The sequence below is a fragment of the Streptomyces hyaluromycini genome (genome assembly GCF_002217755.1).
GTDB classification, from domain to species: Bacteria; Actinomycetota; Actinomycetes; order Streptomycetales; family Streptomycetaceae; genus Streptomyces; species Streptomyces hyaluromycini.
On record NZ_BCFL01000016.1, the window covers coordinates 520093 to 537577 of the forward strand.

The following is a 17485-nucleotide window of genomic DNA, read 5'->3' on the forward strand; positions in this document are numbered from 1 at the left end:
ATGGCTGTGAGCCGGGCGTACAACGGGTGTACGACGCTGCGCCCACCCCCTCTCACCCGGGGTACGGCGGAAATCTACCGGTGAGCTCGCGCACCTCGTCACGCGCCCTCCCCGGGTCCGTGACACCGCTCACCACGCCCGCCAGCAGCACCGCGATCCGGGCCATCTCCGTCTCCCCCATGCCCTGTGTGGTCACGGCGGCGGTGCCCAGCCGCAGCCCCCGCGCGTCACCGTGCGGCAGGGCACAGCAGTCGAGGACGATCCCGGCGGCCGCGAGCCGTCCCCGGGCGGCCTTCCCCTCGGCCCCGAGCGGCGCCGGGTCGACGGTGATCAGATGGGTGTCCGTGCCGCCCGTGGTGACGACGAGCCCCGCCTCCTCCAGCCCGGACGCGAGAACCCTCGCATTGGCGACCACCTGATGGGCGTACGCGGTGAACGCCGGTGTTGCCGCCTCCCCGAACGCGACCGCCTTCGCGGCGATGGTGTGCATCTGGGCGCCGCCCTGCGTGAACGGGAACACCGCCCGGTCGAGCCGCTCGGCCAGCTCCGGCGAACCGCACAGCAGCATCCCGCCGCGCGGCCCGCGCAGCACCTTGTGTGTCGTCGCGCACACCACGTCGGCGTACGGCACCGGGTTCGGTGCCGCTCCCCCGGCGACGAGCCCGATGGGATGGGCGGCGTCGGCGATGAGGTAGGCGCCCACCTCGTCGGCGACCTCGCGGAAGAAGGCGTAGTCGATGTGCCGGGGATAGGCGATGGACCCGCACACGATCGCCTTGGGCCGGTGCGAGCGGGCCAGTGCCCGCACCTGGTCGTAGTCGATGAACCCGCTCTCGGCGTCCACCCCGTACCCGACGAAGTCGAACCAGCGGCCGGAGAAGTTGGCCGGCGAACCGTGCGTGAGATGGCCGCCGTAGGGCAGCCCCAGGGCGAGCACGGTGTCCCCGGGGCGCAGCAGGGCGGCGTACGCGGCCAGGACGGCCGACGACCCCGAGTGGGACTGCACATTGGCGTGCGCGGCGCCGAACAGGGCCTTGGCCCGGTCCACGGCGAGCCGCTCGGCGACGTCCACGATCTCGCAGCCGCCGTGGTGCCGGGCGCCCGGATACCCCTCGGCGTACTTGTTGGCCAGCGGCGATCCCAGCGCGGCCAGCACGGCCGGGGAGGTGAAGTTCTCGGCGGCGATCAGCTGCAGCGACGTCGACTGCCGGGCCAGCTCTCCCAGCAGGATCTCGGCCAGCTCCGGATCCTGCCGCCGCAGCAGATCGCCCTGGAGGAGGGCAGGGGTGACCGACATGACAGGCTCCGGGCGGTCGACGGTGACGTATGACCAATGTAGGCCCGGTATGGGGTGGACGCGCGGTTTGTGCGTACGACCGTGGTGCTGGTGGTTTCGCTGCGGGAGGGGTGATTGCGGCCGGTCGCGCGAGTGCGGGTGCGTGGGGGTTGCCCGCGCAGTTCCCCGCGCCCCTTACGGGGCGCTCCGCCGTGGGCATCCGCTTCCGCAACCGCCGTGGGCAGGCGTTCCGCAGGGCGGAACGGGTGGGCACGGCCGACAGCGCCGGGTGCCGATGTGAGAAACGGGGGCTTACATCCGCGCCGGGACGCCCGTCAGCGCTGTGACCACCGGGTCCAGCGCCTCGTGTATCTCGTCGCCGATCGAGCGGAAGAAGGGGAGCGGGGCGCCGTACGGGTCGTAGACCTCGTCCGCCTCCGCCGTGGGCGCCAGCAGCCACCCGCGTAGCGCCGCCGCCGCACGGACCAGCGCACGCGCCCGGACGACCACGCCTTCCGACGTCGGCGGCAGGGTCGCCGGGTCTATCGCGCGGACCAGCCGGGTGAACTCCTTCAGCGTGAAGGTGCGCAGGCCCGCCGAGTGGCCCATGGAGATGACCTGGGCCCGGTGGTCGCGGGTGGCGGTCAGGACCAGGTCGGCCCGGATCACGTGCTCGTCGAGCAGTTCGCGCCCCACGAAACCGGAGGCGTCCGCACCGAAGTCGGCGAGGACAGCCTCCGCGTTGGCTTCCATGGGCGCGCCCTCATGGCCCCAGGTGCCCGCGCTCTCCACGACCAGCCCGCCGCCGAGGAAGGCGCCGAGCCGGTCCGTCACGAGATGGCGGGTCAGCCGCTCGGTGATCGGCGAGCGGCACACGTTGCCGGTGCTGACGTGGAGGATGCGGAAGCTGTCGCGCGGCAGCCCCACGAACGTCGTCGTGATCTCCGCCGCGCTTTCCCCGTTGCCTATGCCACGCCCCGCGTCAGGGGCTGTCAATTCGCCACCTCAAGGTCGGGTACGACCTTCCGCAGCTCCTCCGCCGAGATCGCGCCCGCGCGCAGCAGCAACGGAACTTCGCGGGTGACGTCGACGATCGACGAGGGGACGTTGCCGGGGGTCGGGCCGCCGTCGAGGTACACGGAGACGGAGTCGCCGAGCATCTCCTGCGCGGCGTCACAGGTCTCCGGGGACGGGTGGCCGGTGAGGTTGGCGGAGGAGACGGCCATCGGGCCGACCTCGGTGAGCAGCTCGATGGCGACGGGGTGCAGGGGCATCCGGACGGCCACCGAGCCCCGGGTGTCGCCCAGGTCCCACTGCAGGGACGGCTGGTGCTTGGCGACCAGCGTGAGGGCGCCCGGCCAGAACGCGTCGACCAGTTCCCAGGCCAGCTCGGAGAAGTCGGTGACGAGACCGTGGAGCGTGTTCGGGGACCCGATCAGCACCGGGGTGGGCATGTTGCGGCCCCGGCCCTTGGCGTCGAGGAGGTCGGCGACCGCCTCCGAGGTGAACGCGTCGGCGCCGATGCCGTACACCGTGTCGGTCGGCAGCACCACCAGTTCGCCCCGGCGGACGGCGGACGCGGCCTCGCGCAGACCCGTCACGCGGTCGGTCGCGTCGTTGGTGTCGTATCGCCGTGCCATGTCTAGCGGGCCTCCTCGTACACGTAATTCTGGACTTCGGAAAACACTGCCTGCGGGGTGCTCACGGCAGCGCCTTGCGGGCGGTCGCGAAGCGGGGGCGGTTGTTGAGGTCCGGGTGGTCGGCCGCGTCGGCCCAGCCCCGCTCCTCGGTGAAGATCCACGGCACCTGGCCGCCCTGGGTGTCGGCGTGCTCGATGACGACGACACCGCCGGGGCGCAGCAGCCGGTGCGCGGTGCGTTCGATGCCCCGGATCAGGTCCAGGCCGTCCTCGCCGGAGAACAGGGCCAGCTCCGGGTCGTAGTCGCGGGCCTCGGGGGCGACGTACTCCCACTCGGTGAGCGGGATGTACGGAGGGTTGGAGATGACCAGGTCGACATGGCCGTCGAGGTCGTGGAAGGCGTCCAGGGCGTTCCCCTGGCGCAGGTCGACCCTGGAGCCCGCCATGTTCTTGCGGGTCCACTGGAGCGCCTCCTCGGACAGCTCCACGGCGTGCACGCGCGAGCGCGGGACCTCCTGGGCGAGGGCGAGCGCGATGGCGCCGGATCCGGTGCACAGGTCGACGATGCGGGGCTCGACCACGTCCATGGCGCGCACGGCGTCTATGGCCCAGCCGACCACGGACTCGGTCTCGGGGCGCGGCACGAACACGCCGGGACCCACCTGGAGTTCGAGGTACCGGAAATACGCCCGCCCGGTGATGTGCTGGAGCGGCTCGCGCTGCTCCCGGCGGGCGATGACCTCCCAGTAGCGGGCGTCGAAGTCGGAGTCCTTGACGGAGTGCAGCGCGCCCCGCTTCACGCCGTGCACGAACGCGGCGAGCTCCTCCGCGTCGTTGCGCGGCGAGGGCACGCCGGCGTCGGCCAGCCGCTGGGTGGCCTGGGCCACCTCGGCGAGCAGCAGGTTCACGCTGGTCCTCCGTGTCGTACTCAGTCGTGCATGGCTTACGCGGCCGCGAGCTTGGCGGCCGAGTCCGCGTCGACGCAGGCCTGGATCACCGCGTCGAGGTCGCCGTCCAGGACCTGGTCCAGGTTGTACGCCTTGAAGCCCACGCGGTGGTCCGAGAGGCGATTCTCCGGGAAGTTGTACGTGCGGATCTTCTCGGAGCGGTCGACGGTGCGGACCTGGCTGCGGCGGGCGTCGGCGGCCTCCTTCTCCGCCTCCTCCTGCGCCGCGGCGAGCAGCCTGGAGCGCAGGATACGCAAGGCCTGCTCCTTGTTCTGCAGCTGGCTCTTCTCGTTCTGGCAGGAGGCGACGACTCCGGTGGGAATGTGCGTGATGCGCACGGCGGAGTCGGTGGTGTTGACGGACTGCCCGCCGGGCCCGGAGGACCGGTAGACGTCGATCCGGAGGTCGTTCGGGTTGATCTCGACGTCGACCTCCTCCGCCTCCGGCGTGACGAGCACACCGGCCGCCGAGGTGTGGATACGGCCCTGCGACTCGGTCGCCGGCACCCGCTGCACGCGGTGCACGCCGCCCTCGTACTTCAGCCGCGCCCAGACACCCTGGCCGGGCTCGGTGGCGCCCTGGCCGCCCTTGGTCTTCACGGCGACCTGGACGTCCTTGTAGCCGCCGAGCTCGGACTCGGTGGAGTCGATGATCTCTGTCTTCCAGCCGACGCGCTCGGCGTACCGGAGGTACATGCGCAGAAGATCGCCGGCGAACAGGGCGGACTCGTCTCCGCCCGCCCCCGCCTTGATCTCCAGGATGACGTCCTTGTCGTCGGACGGGTCCCTGGGCACGAGCAGCAGGCGCAGCTTCTCGGTGAGCTCGTCGCGCTGCTTGTCCAGTTCCTTGACCTCGGCGGCGAAGTCGGGGTCGTCGGCGGCCAGTTCACGCGCGGTCTCGATGTCCTCGCCGGTCTGCTTCCAGGAGCGGAACGTGGCGACGATCGGAGTGAGTTCGGCGTAGCGCTTGTTCAGCTTGCGCGCGTTGGCCTGGTCGGCGTGGACCGACGGGTCGGCGAGCTTCTTCTCCAGGTCTGCGTGCTCGACGACGAGTTCCTCGACGGCCTCGAACATTTTGGGCTCCTGATACTGCGTACGGAAGGGAAGGCGGGCGACCAAAAACGCCGGTCCCGGGCACGCCCTCGTCGGAGCGTGGCCGTGGACCGGCGAAATGGGGCTCGCTACTTCTTGGAGCCGGCAGCAGCCTTGCCGAAGCGGGCCTCGAAGCGGGCCACGCGGCCACCGGTGTCGAGGATCTTCTGCTTGCCCGTGTAGAACGGGTGGCACTCGGAGCAGACCTCGGCACGGATGGTGCCGCTGGTGATCGTGCTACGGGTGGTGAACGACGCGCCACAGGTGCAGCTGACCTGCGTCTCGACGTACTCGGGGTGGATCTCGCGCTTCAAGGTGTCTCCTAGATATCGGGAGGGCACCGGGTCGCCTACGCGGGCTTGCGGGGCGTGAACCGGGGCCGACGTACCAGTCTGCCAGGGCTGGACGCATAGCCCAAAACCGGGGGCTTCGGTGATCTATTCCCTGCGGGCGAGTGGGGGCTTGTCGCGCAGTTCCCCGCGCCCCTGAAAAGCAGGTCAGCTGGTCCCACCTGTCTTTCAGGGGCGCGGGGCTGTATCGATGTGCGGCTCCGCCGCGTGGGCGCGATCAGCCCCCACCGAGCCGCACCCTCACGACGACGTCACGACCCCCTTGGCCTGCCCCGTCGCCGTGCCCTTCGTGGCGCTCGCCGGGATCGGCCTGTCGTTCTTCAGGGCCTTCCAGACCAGCTTCGCCTTCGCCTCGGCCACGATCACCCTGTTCGGGTTCGCCGGGTCGTACTCGACCGGCATCGTCACCATGTGCATGTTCTTGGAGCTGATGGACTTCAGCCCGTCCGCGAAGCCGATCAGGGAGTTCACCGAGCCGATGTCGGAGTCGGTGGTGACCGTCTTCGTCGCGGTGTCGGCCAGGTCGTACAGCTTCTTGGGGCTGGTGAAGACGCCCACCTGCTTGACCTGGTCGATCAGGGCCTTGACGAAGGCCTGCTGGAGCTGGATGCGGCCCAGGTCGGAGCCGTCGCCGACGCCGTGCCGGGTGCGCACCAGGCCGAGGGCCTGCTTGCCGGTCAGCGTGTGTGTGCCGGCCTTGAGGTCGAGGTGGCTCTCCCGGTCGTCGATGTTCTTCGTCGTGGTGACCGTGACCCCGCCGAGCTCGTCGACGAGCTTCTGGAAGCCCGAGAAGTCGACCTCCAGGTAGTGGTCCATGCGGATGCCGGTGAGCGATTCGACGGTCTTGACCGCACAGGCCGCGCCGCCCGTGGAGTACGCGGAGTTGAACATCACGCCGGTCGCGGCGGAGTGGGTGGTGCCGTGCGCGTCGGTGCAGGAGGGGCGGTCGACCAGGGTGTCACGGGGGACGGAGACCACGGCGGCCTTCTTGTGGCCCTTGTAGACGTGGATGATCATCGCCGTGTCGGAGCGTGCGCTGCCGTCGTCCGCGCCGCCGGCGAGCTTCTTGTTGGCGCCGGAACGCGTGTCCGAGCCGAGGACCAGGATGTTCTCGGAGCCGTTGTCGACCTTGGTGGGCCGGTCGGTGCCGAGCGCCTGGTTGATGTCGACGGTCTTGAGGTTGCCGTTGAGCTTGAAGTACAGGTAGCCGACACCGGTGCCGCCGAGGACGAGGATGCCGGCCGCCGTCCAGGCGGTGACGAGCAGCGCCCTGCGGCCCTTGCCGGGGGCCTTGCGGCGGCGGCCTCTGCCGCGGCTCGCTCCGGCCTCGGGTATGACCGGCTCCGGCGTGCTCTCGGGGGACATGGGCTCCTCTGTTCTCGTACGACTTCTCGGTTATCCCCTGCTTTCAGGGTCAGGCCCGGCGTACCCGGATCATCGGCACGTACCGGACCATCGTCGCTCCGCCTCGTCAGACGGCGAAACTCGGGAAAGGGTTGCACAACGCAGTGTGCCCACCGCGTGGAGCGATGGGCACACTGAGTGATCGGACGTCATCGGGCAAGTGGGGCGAACCCCCGCTCACCAGGTATGTCAGCCGAAGATGTCGTACTGCTGGAAACCGGTACCGAGCGACTTCCTTGTGCCGAAGATCTCACTGGTCCCCTTGCCGGTGCCCGGGTAGAGGTACAGCGTGCCGCCGGTCGTCCGGGCCAGCAGGTCGGCCTTGCCGTCGCCGGTCAGGTCGCCGACCGCGGCGAGGGTGTTGAAGCCGGTCCAGGCGGAGCGGACCTTCACGCGGGCCGAGAAGAGGCCGGTGCCGGACTTGCCGGTGCCCTTGTAGAGGTACAGGTCGCCGCCGCTGCTCTTGCGGGCCAGCAGGTCGGCCTTGCCGTCGCCGTTGAAGTCGCCGACGCCGCGCAGCTGGTTGTACTGGCTCCAGCCGCCGCCGATGCGGACGCGGGCGCCGAAGGTGCCGTCGCCCTTGCCCGGGTACAGCCACAGCACACCGGCGGAGTCCTCGGACAGCACGTCGGGCAGGTAGTCGCCGGTGAGGTCACCGGGGATCACGATGGCCTTGCGGGTCTTCCAGTTGGTGAAGATCTTCTTCGAGGCCCAGGAGCCGCCGGTGCCCGCGCTGTTCAGCACGAAGTGGTCCCAGTAGACGTCACCGGAGGAGAGCCGGTAGACAAAGTCCTGGAAGCCGTCCCGGTTGAGGTCGGCCTGCAGGACGGCGTTGACGCCGCTCCAGTCGCCCAGGGAGACGCGGGAGGCGAGCGAGGTGCCCTTGGAGTCCAGCTCGTAGCCGACCTTGCTCGACGACTTGCGGGCGAACAGGTCGGCCTTGCCGTCGGTGTAGCTCAGGTTGGAGTCGGCGATCTGCGCGTAGACGGCACCGACGTAGGTGCTGACCTTCGTGAAGACGCTGTAGGAGCCCTGCACGACGCAGTCGACGCCGTTGTCCGTGACACCCCAGGAGACCACGCCGACGACGCGGCCGCCGACGACCAGCGGGCCGCCGGAGTCGCCGTTGCAGGTGGCGGTGGTGCCGGTGTCGGAGCCGGTGGCGGGGTTGCCCGCGCAGACCATGTGGCCCTTGATGAACAGGCTGCCGAAGTAGGTCGAGCAGGTGCTGTCGGACTGGACCGGCAGCGTGGCCGTCTTCAGCGTCTCGGAGATGTCGTCCGAGGTGGAGCTGGTGCGGCCCCACCCGTAGACCTTGGCACTGGTGCCGGCCTTGTACGAGGTCGTGTCGGTGTTGGTCGTCAGCTTGATCGGGGTGGCCTTGACCGGGGCACCCAGGGTCAGCACGGCGACGTCGTTGTTGATGGTCGACGGGTTGTACGACGGGTTGTTCCACTGGCGCAGTACGGCGGTGGCGGTGCCCCCGTGCAGGTTGGCGCTGCCGTCGCTGTTGCTGGTGGGCAGGGACGCGGTGCCGGTGATGACGGCGCCGTTGGCCTTCCAGTTGTAAGGCTTGTTGTTCGTCTCGTCCCAGACGCAGTGCGCGGCAGTGAGGATCTTCGTCGGCGAGACGACCGAGCCGCCGCAGAAGAAGCCCTCGTCGTCGCTGGTGCTGGTGGTGCCCTTGTCGTCGTAGTACCAGAGCTGGGCCATCCAGGGCGCCGTGGAGATGGTGGTCTCGTTGCCACCGATGATCTTCGGCGAGACGGCGGAGCCGGACGACTTCGTGGTGCTGGTCGTGCCGGAGGTGGCCAGGGCGCCGGCGATGCGCTCGTTCAGCGTGGCCTGCGAGGCCGTGCTGACGGACGGCTTGACCGTGGGCGCCGGCTGGGTGGCCGCGCTGGCGGAGGTCGAGATCAGTGCGGCCGTGACGGCGGCGGCGATTCCGGCCGCGGCGACGGGCAGCGCAAAACGTATCCGACGTCTGTGACGACCGCTCCCGGACGTGGGTGTACCCACCTAAGTCCCCCCTCGGGATAAGGAGTTCGACATTCGGTCAATTGACCGAAGGGCGCGATCGTACACCGAGGAGGAAAACGCAAAGAACCGCCCCCTGCGCACTGCAGGAGGCGGTTCTTTTCCTTACCGTCAGTCCCCGTTACCGGGTGTCGGCGTCGTCTTCTGGATCTGCATCAGGAATTCGGCGTTCGACTTCGTCTGCTTCATCTTGTCGAGGAGCAGTTCGACCGCCTGCTGCTGGTCGAGGGCGTGCAGCACCCGGCGCAGCTTCCAGACGATGGCAAGCTCGTCGCTGGCGAGCAGGATCTCTTCCTTACGGGTGCCGGACGCGTCGACGTCCACCGCCGGGAAGATGCGCTTGTCGGCGAGCTTCCGGTCGAGCTTGAGCTCGGCGTTGCCCGTGCCCTTGAACTCCTCGAAGATCACCTCGTCCATGCGGGACCCGGTGTCCACCAGGGCGGTGGCGAGGATGGTCAGCGAGCCGCCGTCCTCGATGTTGCGGGCCGCACCGAAGAAGCGCTTCGGCGGGTACAGGGCGGTCGAGTCGACACCACCGGACAGGATGCGGCCGGAGGCCGGCGCCGCGAGGTTGTACGCACGGCCCAGACGCGTGATCGAGTCGAGCAGCACGACGACGTCGTGGCCCAGCTCCACCAGGCGCTTGGCGCGCTCGATCGCCAGCTCGGCAACCGTGGTGTGGTCCTCGGCCGGACGGTCGAAGGTCGAGGAGATGACCTCGCCCTTGACCGACCGCTGCATGTCGGTGACCTCTTCCGGACGCTCGTCGACGAGGACGACCATCAGGTGGCACTCGGGGTTGTTGTGCGTGATCGCGTTGGCGATCGCCTGCATGATCATGGTCTTGCCGGTCTTCGGCGGGGCCACGATCAGACCGCGCTGGCCCTTACCGATCGGCGCGACGAGGTCGATGATGCGGGTGGTCAGCACGCCCGGGTCCGTCTCCAGACGGAGCCGGTCCTGCGGGTACAGCGGCGTCAGCTTGTTGAACTCCGGGCGGCCACGGCCCTGTTCGGGCGCCATGCCGTTGACGGAGTCGAGGCGGACCAGCGCGTTGAACTTCTCGCGGCGCTCGCCCTCCTTGGGCTGGCGGACCGCACCGGTGACGTGGTCACCCTTGCGCAGACCGCTCTTGCGGACCTGGGCGAGGGAGACGTACACGTCGTTCGGACCGGGCAGGTAGCCGGAGGTCCGGATGAACGCGTAGTTGTCGAGGATGTCGAGGATGCCCGCGACGGGGATCAGGACGTCGTCCTCGGCGAGCTGCGGCTCGGAGCCGCCGATCTCGTCACGGCCACGACGGCCACGACGGTCGCGGTAGCGGCCGCGACGGCCACGGCGGCCGTCGCCGAACTCGTCGTCGTCCTGCGGACCGACGTTGCGGTCCTGCCGGCCGCCGCCCTGCTGCTGCGGCTGCTGCGGCTGACGGTCCTGACGGTCCTGGCGGTCCTGCTGCCGGTCCTGGCGGCCGCCCTGGCCGCCGCCCTGCTGCTCGTCGCCCTTGTTGCGCCGGTCACGGCCGCGGTCACGGCGGTCACGGCGGCCACGGCCGTCGTCACCGGCGTCGGCCCTGGCCTCGCCCTGCTGCTGGGGCTGCGCGGGCGTCTCGGCCTTCGGCTCGGTCTTCGCCTCGGCGGCGATCGTCTCGGCGCCGGTGGCGGTGGGGCTGCCGGCCTCGGCGGTGGCCCGGCGACGGCGGCGCTCGGCCGGGGCGTCGTCCCCGCCGCGCTCGGCCTCGCCGGTGCGGGAGGTACCGCCGGCCGGCTGGCCGGGGATCTCGATCTGCTGCTGGGCCACGGCCTTCTCGGCGGGGGCCTCGGCGGCCTGCTCCGCCTTCTTCTCGGCGGCCTCCTCGCCCGTACGGGCCTTGGAGGTGGCCCGGCGCTTCGGCTTGGTCTCGGTGGCGGTCTCGGCCTTGGCGGGGGCTCCCCCTCCCCCAGAGCCCGAAAGGGCCTGGGAGGTGCCCCCAGCCTGCGCCTCCTTGATGACCTCGATCAGCTGGCTCTTGCGCATGCGCGCGGTGCCCCTGATGCCGAGGCCGGATGCGACCTGCTGAAGCTCGGCCAGCACCATGCCCTCAAGGCCGGTACCGCGGCGCCGCCGGGAGCCGGCACCGGAGGCAGGCGCGGAGGCGTCCGTGGCGGGCGCGGCAGCGGTCTCCTCGACACGTGCGCCCATCAGATCGGTGGTGTCGCTCACGAAGGGTCCTTCCCTGGAGCGGACGTCGGCCTGTCTGGCTCGGCGACCGGTTGTGCTGTCCGGCTTCGGTCCTTGCTGTGTGGACCGTGCCGGGGCGGTGGTCCGCCTAAACGGCGGAGAGAATTTCTGATGACGGCGCTTCCTCAGCCGTGGCACCCGGTGTCACGAAGCGTGGTAGCACCCATTCCGGAGCGTGCCCAGCGGCCCGCTCAGTGCCCGGGTACGGCGTACTGCCCAGGTACGTCATACAGAACGCTGAGTGGCTTGGGAGACTCCCGGAAGAATGTCTGTCCCCGACGGGGACACGATGCACCTCGCCATGGTGGGGTCGGGTGCAGACTTGAGGTTAACACTACCGGATCCAACAAACATTCCCCCTCTCCAAATCCGGCAATCGTGCGCGTCACATGTCGCCGGAATTGTCATTGGCGGGCGCGAGCGGCAGCACACTCGCTCCCTGGACGTCGAGGTTCAGCCGGTTGGCGGCCCAGCCCGGACCGGCCAGGGCCTGCACCTTGTCGGCGCTGCCGGCGTCGGCGAGCGCCATCACGGTGGGGCCGGCACCGGAGATCACGGCCGGGATGCCGTCGGCGCGCAGCCGCTCCACCAGGGCGGCGCTCTCCGGCATGGCGGGGGCGCGGTACTCCTGGTGCAGACGGTCCTCGGTGGCGGGCAGCAGCAGCTCGGGGCGCCGGGTGAGGGCCTCGACGAGCAGGGCGGCACGGCCCGCGTTGGTGGCGGCGTCGACGTGCGGCACGGTGCGCGGGAGCAGTCCGCGCGCGGTCTCGGTGAGGACCGGCTTCCCGGGCACGAAAACCACCGGAACGATGGAATCGTTGGGCTCCATCCTGATCGCCCGGGCGGCGCCGGACTCCATCCAGGAGAGCGTGAAGCCGCCGAGCAGACAGGCCGCCACGTTGTCGGGGTGGCCCTCGATCTCGGTCGCGAGCTCCAGCAGGGCCGCGTCGTCGAGTCTGCCCTCGCCGCCTATGGTCACCGCACGGGCGGCGACGATGCCGGCGCAGATGGCGGCGGAGGAGGAGCCGAGGCCACGGCCGTGCGGGATGCGGTTGGCGCACACGATCTCCAGGCCGCGGGGCTGTCCGCCCAGCAGGTCGAAGGCGGTGCGCAGGGAGCGGACGAGGAGGTGGCTCTCGTCACGCGGCAGCGTCTCGCTGCCCTCCCCCGCGATGTCGATGTGCAGCCCTGAGTCGGCCACCCGGACGACGACGTCGTCGTAGAGCCCCAGCGCGAGGCCCAGGGCGTCGAAGCCCGGGCCGAGGTTGGCGCTGGTGGCGGGGACGCGCACCCGGACGGCGGCGGCGCGGAACGCTGGACCGGCCATCGCTCGATGACTCTCCTTGAGCTGCGTGATGGTCGAATGACATTCGATAGGTACGTGAGGGACCCTCGGGCCGTGGAGACGGCGCGGCACCGCGCCATATGCGGAGGCATATGCAGCGGGCGGGTTCGGTACAGCCTATCGAAGGAAGGTTCTGTGGCGACATAGGGCGCACAGGAGGCGCACGATGCGTGTCGTAAGCCCCCTGTGCCCCCTCCTTAGGGAGTTCCCTGTCCGGGAACTCCCCATGAGCGTCCGGGACGCCCCTTGAGCCGTTCTCTAGCCGAGGCCGAGGCGCTCCGCCGCGGCTGCCGCGTCGACCGGCACGGTGGCCGGCTGCGGGGCGCCGGCGACGGCCCAGTCGGGGTCCTTCAGGCCGTTGCCGGTGACCGTGCAGACGATGCGCTGGCCGGGGTCGACCTTGCCCTGCTCGGCGGCCTTCAGCAGACCGGCCACGGACGCGGCGGAGGCGGGCTCCACGAAGACGCCCTCCTGCGCGGCCAACAGCCGGTAGGCGCGCAGGATCTCACGGTCCGTCACCTCGTCGATGAAGCCGCCGGACTCGTCCCGGGCCGCAAGGGCGAACTGCCAGGAGGCGGGGTTGCCGATGCGGATCGCGGTGGCGATGGTCGAGGGGTCCTTGACGATCTCGCCGCGCACGATCGGGGCGCTGCCGGAGGCCTGGAAACCCCACATCCGGGGCGTCCCGGTGGAGATGCCGTCGGCGGCGTACTCCTTGTACCCCTTCCAGTACGCGGTGATGTTGCCCGCGTTGCCGACCGGCAGGACGTGGATGTCGGGTGCGTCGCCGAGCATGTCCACGATCTCGAAGGCGGCGGTCTTCTGGCCCTCGATGCGCACCGGGTTGACCGAATTGACCAGCGCCACCGGGTAGTTCTCGCTCAGGTTGCGGGCGAGGGTGAGGCAGTCGTCGAAGTTGCCGTCGACCTGGAGGATCTTCGCGCCGTGCACGAGGGCCTGGCCCATCTTGCCGAGCGCGATCTTGCCCCGGGGCACGAGCACGGCGGAGACCATCCCGGCGCGCACGGCGTACGCGGCGGCGGAGGCCGAGGTGTTGCCGGTGGAGGCGCAGATGACCGCCTGCGCGCCCTCCTCCTTGGCCTTGCTGATCGCCATGGTCATCCCGCGGTCCTTGAAGGACCCGGTCGGGTTGGCGCCCTCCACCTTGAGGTGGACCTCGCAGCCCGTGCGCTCGGAGAGCACCTGCGCGGGCACGAGGGGCGTGCCGCCCTCGCGGAGCGTCACGACCGGCGTGGTGTCGGACACCGGGAGTCGATCCCGGTACTCCTCGATGATTCCGCGCCACTGGTGGGTCATTGCTGGTTACTCTCCTTCAACCCGCATGATGCTGGCGACACCCCGCACGGTGTCGAGCTTGCGCAGCGCCTCGACGGTCCCCGAGAGGGAGGCGTCGGAGGCCCGGTGGGTGACGACGACGAGGGAGGCCTCGCCGTCCCCGTCCTGCCGTCCGTGCTGCCGCACCGTATCGATGGAAACCCCGTGCTCGGCGAACACGGTGGCGACCTGGGCGAGAACACCCGGTTTGTCGGCGACGTCGAGGCTGATGTGATAGCGCGTGACGACATCGCCCATCGGCGACACGGGCAGGGCGGCGTACGCCGACTCGCCGGGCCCCGTTGCCCCGCTGAGCCGGTTGCGGCAGACGGCGACCAGGTCGCCGAGGACCGCGGAGGCCGTGGGCGCACCGCCGGCGCCGGGCCCGTAGAACATCAGCTGACCGGACGCGTCCGACTCCACGAAGACGGCGTTGTACGCGCCGCGCACGGAGGCGAGCGGGTGGGTCAGCGGAATCATGGCGGGGTGCACGCGGGCCGTCACCGAGCCACCGTCCCCGGCGCGCTCGCAGATGGCGAGCAGCTTGATGGTGCAGCCCATGTTCTTGGCGGAGGCGAAGTCGGCGGCGGTGACCTCGGTCATGCCCTCGCGGTAGACGTCGTCGAGCCGCACCCGCGAGTGGAACGCGATGCCGGCGAGGATGGCGGCCTTGGCGGCGGCGTCGAAGCCCTCCACGTCGGCGGTCGGATCGGCTTCCGCGTACCCGAGCGCGGTGGCCTCGTCGAGGGCCTCCTGGTACCCGGCCCCCGTGGAGTCCATCTTGTCGAGGATGAAGTTGGTCGTCCCGTTGACGATCCCGAGCACCCGGTTGACCTTGTCGCCGGCGAGGGACTCGCGCAGCGGGCGGATCAGCGGGATGGCTCCGGCGACGGCGGCCTCGTAGTAGAGGTCCTTGCCGTGCTGCTCGGCGACGGCGTGCAGGGCGGCGCCGTCCTGGGCGAGCAGCGCCTTGTTCGCCGACACGACCGACGCGCCGTGCTCGAAGGCGGTGGTGATGAGGGTGCGGGCGGGCTCGATCCCGCCGATGACCTCGACCACCACGTCGATGTCGCCGCGTTTCACGAGGGCGGTGGCGTCGGTGGTGACCAGGCCCGGGTCGATGCCCTCGCGGACCCTGGAGGGCCGTCGTACGGCGACACCGGCCAGCTCGATCGGAGCGCCGATCCGCTGGGCGAGATCGTCGGCGTGCGTCGTCATGATGCGCGCCACCTCTGAGCCGACAACCCCACAGCCCAGCAGCGCCACCTTCAGCGGACGCGTACGCATCATCCGACCTCGTTTCCTCATACCGTCTACGGTTGCACCAGTCTCACTCACCGGACGGGAGTTTCTACCCTTCGTCCGGATCGTGAGACATCTATTTCATTCTGTGAGGATGGCAGACAGGAGATCTTCCATCCGTGTCACCCGACGTCGAGACGCAGCAGGTCCTCCTCCGTCTCCCGCCGGACGATCACCCGGGCTTCGCCCTCGCGCACGGCGACGACGGGCGGCCGCAGCACGTGGTTGTAGTTGCTGGCCATGGACCGGCAGTAGGCGCCGGTGGCCGGTACGGCGATGAGGTCACCGGGTGCCAGGTCGCCCGGCAGGAACGCGTCCTTCACCACGATGTCCCCGCTCTCGCAGTGCTTGCCGACGACGCGGGCGAGCATCGGCTCGGCGTCGCTGGTCCGGGACACCAGGGCGACGCTGTACTCGGCGTCGTAGAGCGCGGTCCGGATGTTGTCCGACATGCCTCCGTCGACCGACACATAGGTCCGCAGCCCGTCGAGGGGCTTGATGGTGCCGACCTCGTAGAGCGTGAAGGCGGTAGGGCCGACGATGGCCCGACCCGGCTCCACGGAGATCCGGGGCGTCCGCAGCTTCGCGGCCTCGCACTCCCGCGTCACGATCTCGGTGAGCGCCTTGGCGATCTCGTGCGGCTCACGCGGGTCGTCGTCGCTCGTGTACGCGATCCCGAGCCCGCCCCCCAGGTCGATCTCGGGCAGCTCGACCCCGTGCTCGTCCCGGATGTCCTTGAGCAGCCCCACGACCCGGTGCGCGGCGACCTCGAACCCCGACATGTCGAAGATCTGCGACCCGATGTGCGAGTGGATGCCGATCAGTTCGAGGCCGTCGAGCTGAAGGGCCCGCCGCACGGCCTCCGCGGCCTGCCCGCCCGCCAGCGGAATCCCGAACTTCTGGTCCTCGTGCGCGGTGGCGATGAACTCGTGCGTGTGCGCCTCGACGCCCACGGTGATACGAATCTGCACGCGCTGCCGCGTGCCGAGTTCCTGCGCGATGTGAGCGACCCGCACGATCTCCTGGAACGAGTCGAGCACGATCCGCCCCACGCCGGCCTCGACGGCCCTGCGGATCTCCGCCCCGGACTTGTTGTTGCCGTGGAAGGCGATGCGGTCGGCGGGCATACCGGCGGAGAGGGCGGTGGCCAGCTCGCCCCCGGAGCACACATCCAGGTTGAGCCCCTCCTCGTGCAGCCAGCGCACGACGGCCCGCGACAGGAACGCCTTGCCTGCGTAGAACACGTCGGCGTCCGGCCCGAAGGCGGTCCGCCAGGCACGCGCCCGGGCCCGGAAGTCGGCCTCGTCGAGGACGTAGGCGGGAGTGCCGAACTCCTCGGCGAGGGTCTTCACGTCGACACCGCCGACGGTGACGACCCCGTCGGCGTCCCGGGTGACGGTCTGGGCCCACACCTTCGCGTCGAGGGCGTTGAGGTCGTTGGGCGGGGCGGCATAGTGGCCCTCGGGCAGGACATCGGCGTGCCGGGGCCCGGCGGGATGTGCGGAACGGCTCATTGCTCTTCTGGCGCTCTCTTCAGAGGTGATCGGGTGCGTCGATGCCGAGCAGGGACAGACCGCCGGCCAGCACCGTCCCGGCGGCTGCGGCGAGGGCGAGCCGGGCACGGTGGGCGGCCGAGGGTTTCTCCTCGCCGTGGGGCAGCACGGTCGGCAGGAACGGCAGGACGGCATCCGCGACGGTGACGAGGTGCCGGGCGAGCCGGTCGGGGGCGCGGTGGGTGGCCGCGCCGAGGAGGATGCGGGGGTAGTCGGCGAGGGCGGTGACCAGGGCGCTCGGAGCGTCGGGAACGTCGCCGGGCACGGCGGCGAACCCGAGCCGCCCCGCCCCCCGCCCGACGGCCCGCACCCGGGCGTGCGCGTACCGCACCCGGAACAGCGGATTGCTCTCCCGCTGCACGAGATGGTCGGCGGTGATCCTCGGCCGGTCGTGCGCCGCCGGATACAGCAGCGCCCACTGGGCGGCGTCGGGCCCGAGCGGGGCGGGGTCCTCCGGCGCCGGCACGGGCCGCAGACCGACGGGCTCGCCGTGACCGACCTCGCCGCGGCCGCCCTGGGTCGCAACGATCCTCACCACCGCGTCGGCGACGACCTCGGCCCGGACGTCGTACGGCACCCGCAGCGCGACGACCTGCCCGGCGAGGGCGGCGCCGTGGCCGTAGGCGGCCCCGAGGCCGTGGATCTCCCCGACCAGGGTGGCGGTCGGCGACGAGGCGGAGCTGAGGGAGATGTTGAGGAACCCGGGCCCGGTGACGACGACGTCCTCGACGCCGGCGCACTCCGCGAGACGAGGCACCAGGATCTCGGCGACCCGCAGCGGCGGCTGTCCGGCGGGCCGGGCGAGCTGCAGCGCGATGTTGGTGGCGTAGTCCCCGCAGCCCCCGGGCCCCGGCGGCGTCACCACGGCCCGCTCGGGCACGCTCACACTGAGCTCTCCCTCGTCCACGGCACGACGCACCGCGCGCAGCACGGTACGGGAGAGCTCGACGGGGGTCACGGGACAAGCGTAGGGGAGGAGGGGGGTGGGT

15 protein-coding genes are annotated in these 17485 nt (G+C 70.6%); 1 reads left to right on the plus strand and 14 read right to left on the minus strand.

From position 1 onward, the window contains the following. Positions 1 to 52: 52 nt before the first annotated feature. From glyA to SSP29_RS02410, 8 genes are all read right to left on the minus strand, one after another. Positions 53 to 1297, minus strand: coding sequence for a serine hydroxymethyltransferase (gene glyA / locus SSP29_RS02375; protein ID WP_089098761.1), 1245 nt, complete (start codon positions 1295 to 1297; stop codon positions 53 to 55). Positions 1298 to 1588: 291 nt separating this feature from the next. Next, positions 1589 to 2272: an arsenate reductase/protein-tyrosine-phosphatase family protein gene (locus SSP29_RS02380; RefSeq protein WP_089098762.1), complete on the minus strand. Its 684-nt coding sequence runs from the start codon at positions 2270 to 2272 to the stop codon at positions 1589 to 1591. After that, a complete protein-coding gene (locus SSP29_RS02385) occupies positions 2269 to 2916 on the minus strand; it encodes an L-threonylcarbamoyladenylate synthase (RefSeq protein WP_089098763.1) in 648 nt (215 codons plus the stop codon). The genes SSP29_RS02380 and SSP29_RS02385 overlap by 4 nt, the downstream gene beginning before the upstream one ends. Before the next feature lie 61 nt (positions 2917 to 2977). Then, a complete protein-coding gene (gene prmC / locus SSP29_RS02390; RefSeq protein ID WP_089098764.1) occupies positions 2978 to 3823 on the minus strand; it encodes a peptide chain release factor N(5)-glutamine methyltransferase in 846 nt (281 codons plus the stop codon). 35 nt (positions 3824 to 3858) lie between these two features. Continuing rightward, positions 3859 to 4935, minus strand: coding sequence for a peptide chain release factor 1 (prfA, locus tag SSP29_RS02395; RefSeq protein WP_089098765.1), 1077 nt, complete (start codon positions 4933 to 4935; stop codon positions 3859 to 3861). Positions 4936 to 5042: 107 nt separating this feature from the next. Beyond that, a complete protein-coding gene (gene rpmE, locus SSP29_RS54860) occupies positions 5043 to 5267 on the minus strand; it encodes a 50S ribosomal protein L31 (protein WP_030049623.1) in 225 nt (74 codons plus the stop codon). Between the two features lie 276 nt (positions 5268 to 5543). Then, positions 5544 to 6668 carry an LCP family protein gene (locus SSP29_RS02405; protein WP_089098766.1) on the minus strand — a complete coding sequence of 375 codons (1125 nt, stop codon included), beginning with the start codon at positions 6666 to 6668 and terminating at the stop codon, positions 5544 to 5546. Between the two features lie 228 nt (positions 6669 to 6896). Further along, positions 6897 to 8420, minus strand: a complete 1524-nt coding sequence (locus SSP29_RS02410) for a trypsin-like serine protease (protein ID WP_150133412.1) — start codon at positions 8418 to 8420, stop codon at positions 6897 to 6899. Positions 8421 to 8430: 10 nt separating this feature from the next. On the opposite strand from SSP29_RS02410, the gene SSP29_RS59520 reads away from it, so the two are divergent. Then, the gene (locus SSP29_RS59520; protein ID WP_150133413.1) at positions 8431 to 8697 is read left to right on the plus strand and encodes a hypothetical protein; all 267 of its coding nucleotides are present in this window, start codon (positions 8431 to 8433) and stop codon (positions 8695 to 8697) included. A gap of 158 nt (positions 8698 to 8855) precedes the next feature. Here the strand turns inward: SSP29_RS59520 and rho are convergent, their stop codons facing one another. The 6 genes from rho to nrtL all read right to left on the minus strand — a co-directional run bounded on the left by rho (position 8856) and on the right by nrtL (position 17454). Beyond that, positions 8856 to 10943: a transcription termination factor Rho gene (gene rho / locus SSP29_RS02415; protein WP_089098767.1), complete on the minus strand. Its 2088-nt coding sequence runs from the start codon at positions 10941 to 10943 to the stop codon at positions 8856 to 8858. Positions 10944 to 11346: 403 nt separating this feature from the next. Further along, positions 11347 to 12288, minus strand: a complete 942-nt coding sequence (gene thrB / locus SSP29_RS02420) for a homoserine kinase (RefSeq protein ID WP_089098768.1) — start codon at positions 12286 to 12288, stop codon at positions 11347 to 11349. A gap of 276 nt (positions 12289 to 12564) precedes the next feature. Beyond that, a complete protein-coding gene (gene thrC / locus SSP29_RS02425; protein ID WP_089098769.1) occupies positions 12565 to 13623 on the minus strand; it encodes a threonine synthase in 1059 nt (352 codons plus the stop codon). Positions 13624 to 13629: 6 nt separating this feature from the next. Then, positions 13630 to 14928, minus strand: a complete 1299-nt coding sequence (locus tag SSP29_RS02430; RefSeq protein WP_089099769.1) for a homoserine dehydrogenase — start codon at positions 14926 to 14928, stop codon at positions 13630 to 13632. Between the two features lie 137 nt (positions 14929 to 15065). After that, positions 15066 to 16457, minus strand: a complete 1392-nt coding sequence (gene lysA, locus SSP29_RS02435; RefSeq protein WP_089098770.1) for a diaminopimelate decarboxylase — start codon at positions 16455 to 16457, stop codon at positions 15066 to 15068. Positions 16458 to 16476: 19 nt separating this feature from the next. Further along, positions 16477 to 17454, minus strand: coding sequence for an ArgS-related anticodon-binding protein NrtL (gene nrtL, locus SSP29_RS02440; protein ID WP_089098771.1), 978 nt, complete (start codon positions 17452 to 17454; stop codon positions 16477 to 16479). Positions 17455 to 17485 lie beyond the last annotated feature (31 nt).

Coding starts and splice junctions, on each gene's coding strand:
- glyA (WP_089098761.1), bottom strand. CDS start 1,297: ATGTCGGTCACCCCTGCCCTCCTCCAGGGCGATCTGCTGCGGCGGCAG.
- SSP29_RS02385 (WP_089098763.1), bottom strand. CDS start 2,916: ATGGCACGGCGATACGACACCAACGACGCGACCGACCGCGTGACGGGT.
- prfA (WP_089098765.1), bottom strand. CDS start 4,935: ATGTTCGAGGCCGTCGAGGAACTCGTCGTCGAGCACGCAGACCTGGAG.
- SSP29_RS02405 (WP_089098766.1), bottom strand. CDS start 6,668: ATGTCCCCCGAGAGCACGCCGGAGCCGGTCATACCCGAGGCCGGAGCG.
- SSP29_RS02410 (WP_150133412.1), bottom strand. CDS start 8,420: ATGGCCCAGCTCTGGTACTACGACGACAAGGGCACCACCAGCACCAGC.
- thrB (WP_089098768.1), bottom strand. CDS start 12,288: ATGGCCGGTCCAGCGTTCCGCGCCGCCGCCGTCCGGGTGCGCGTCCCC.
- thrC (WP_089098769.1), bottom strand. CDS start 13,623: ATGACCCACCAGTGGCGCGGAATCATCGAGGAGTACCGGGATCGACTC.
- SSP29_RS02430 (WP_089099769.1), bottom strand. CDS start 14,928: ATGCGTACGCGTCCGCTGAAGGTGGCGCTGCTGGGCTGTGGGGTTGTC.
- lysA (WP_089098770.1), bottom strand. CDS start 16,457: ATGAGCCGTTCCGCACATCCCGCCGGGCCCCGGCACGCCGATGTCCTG.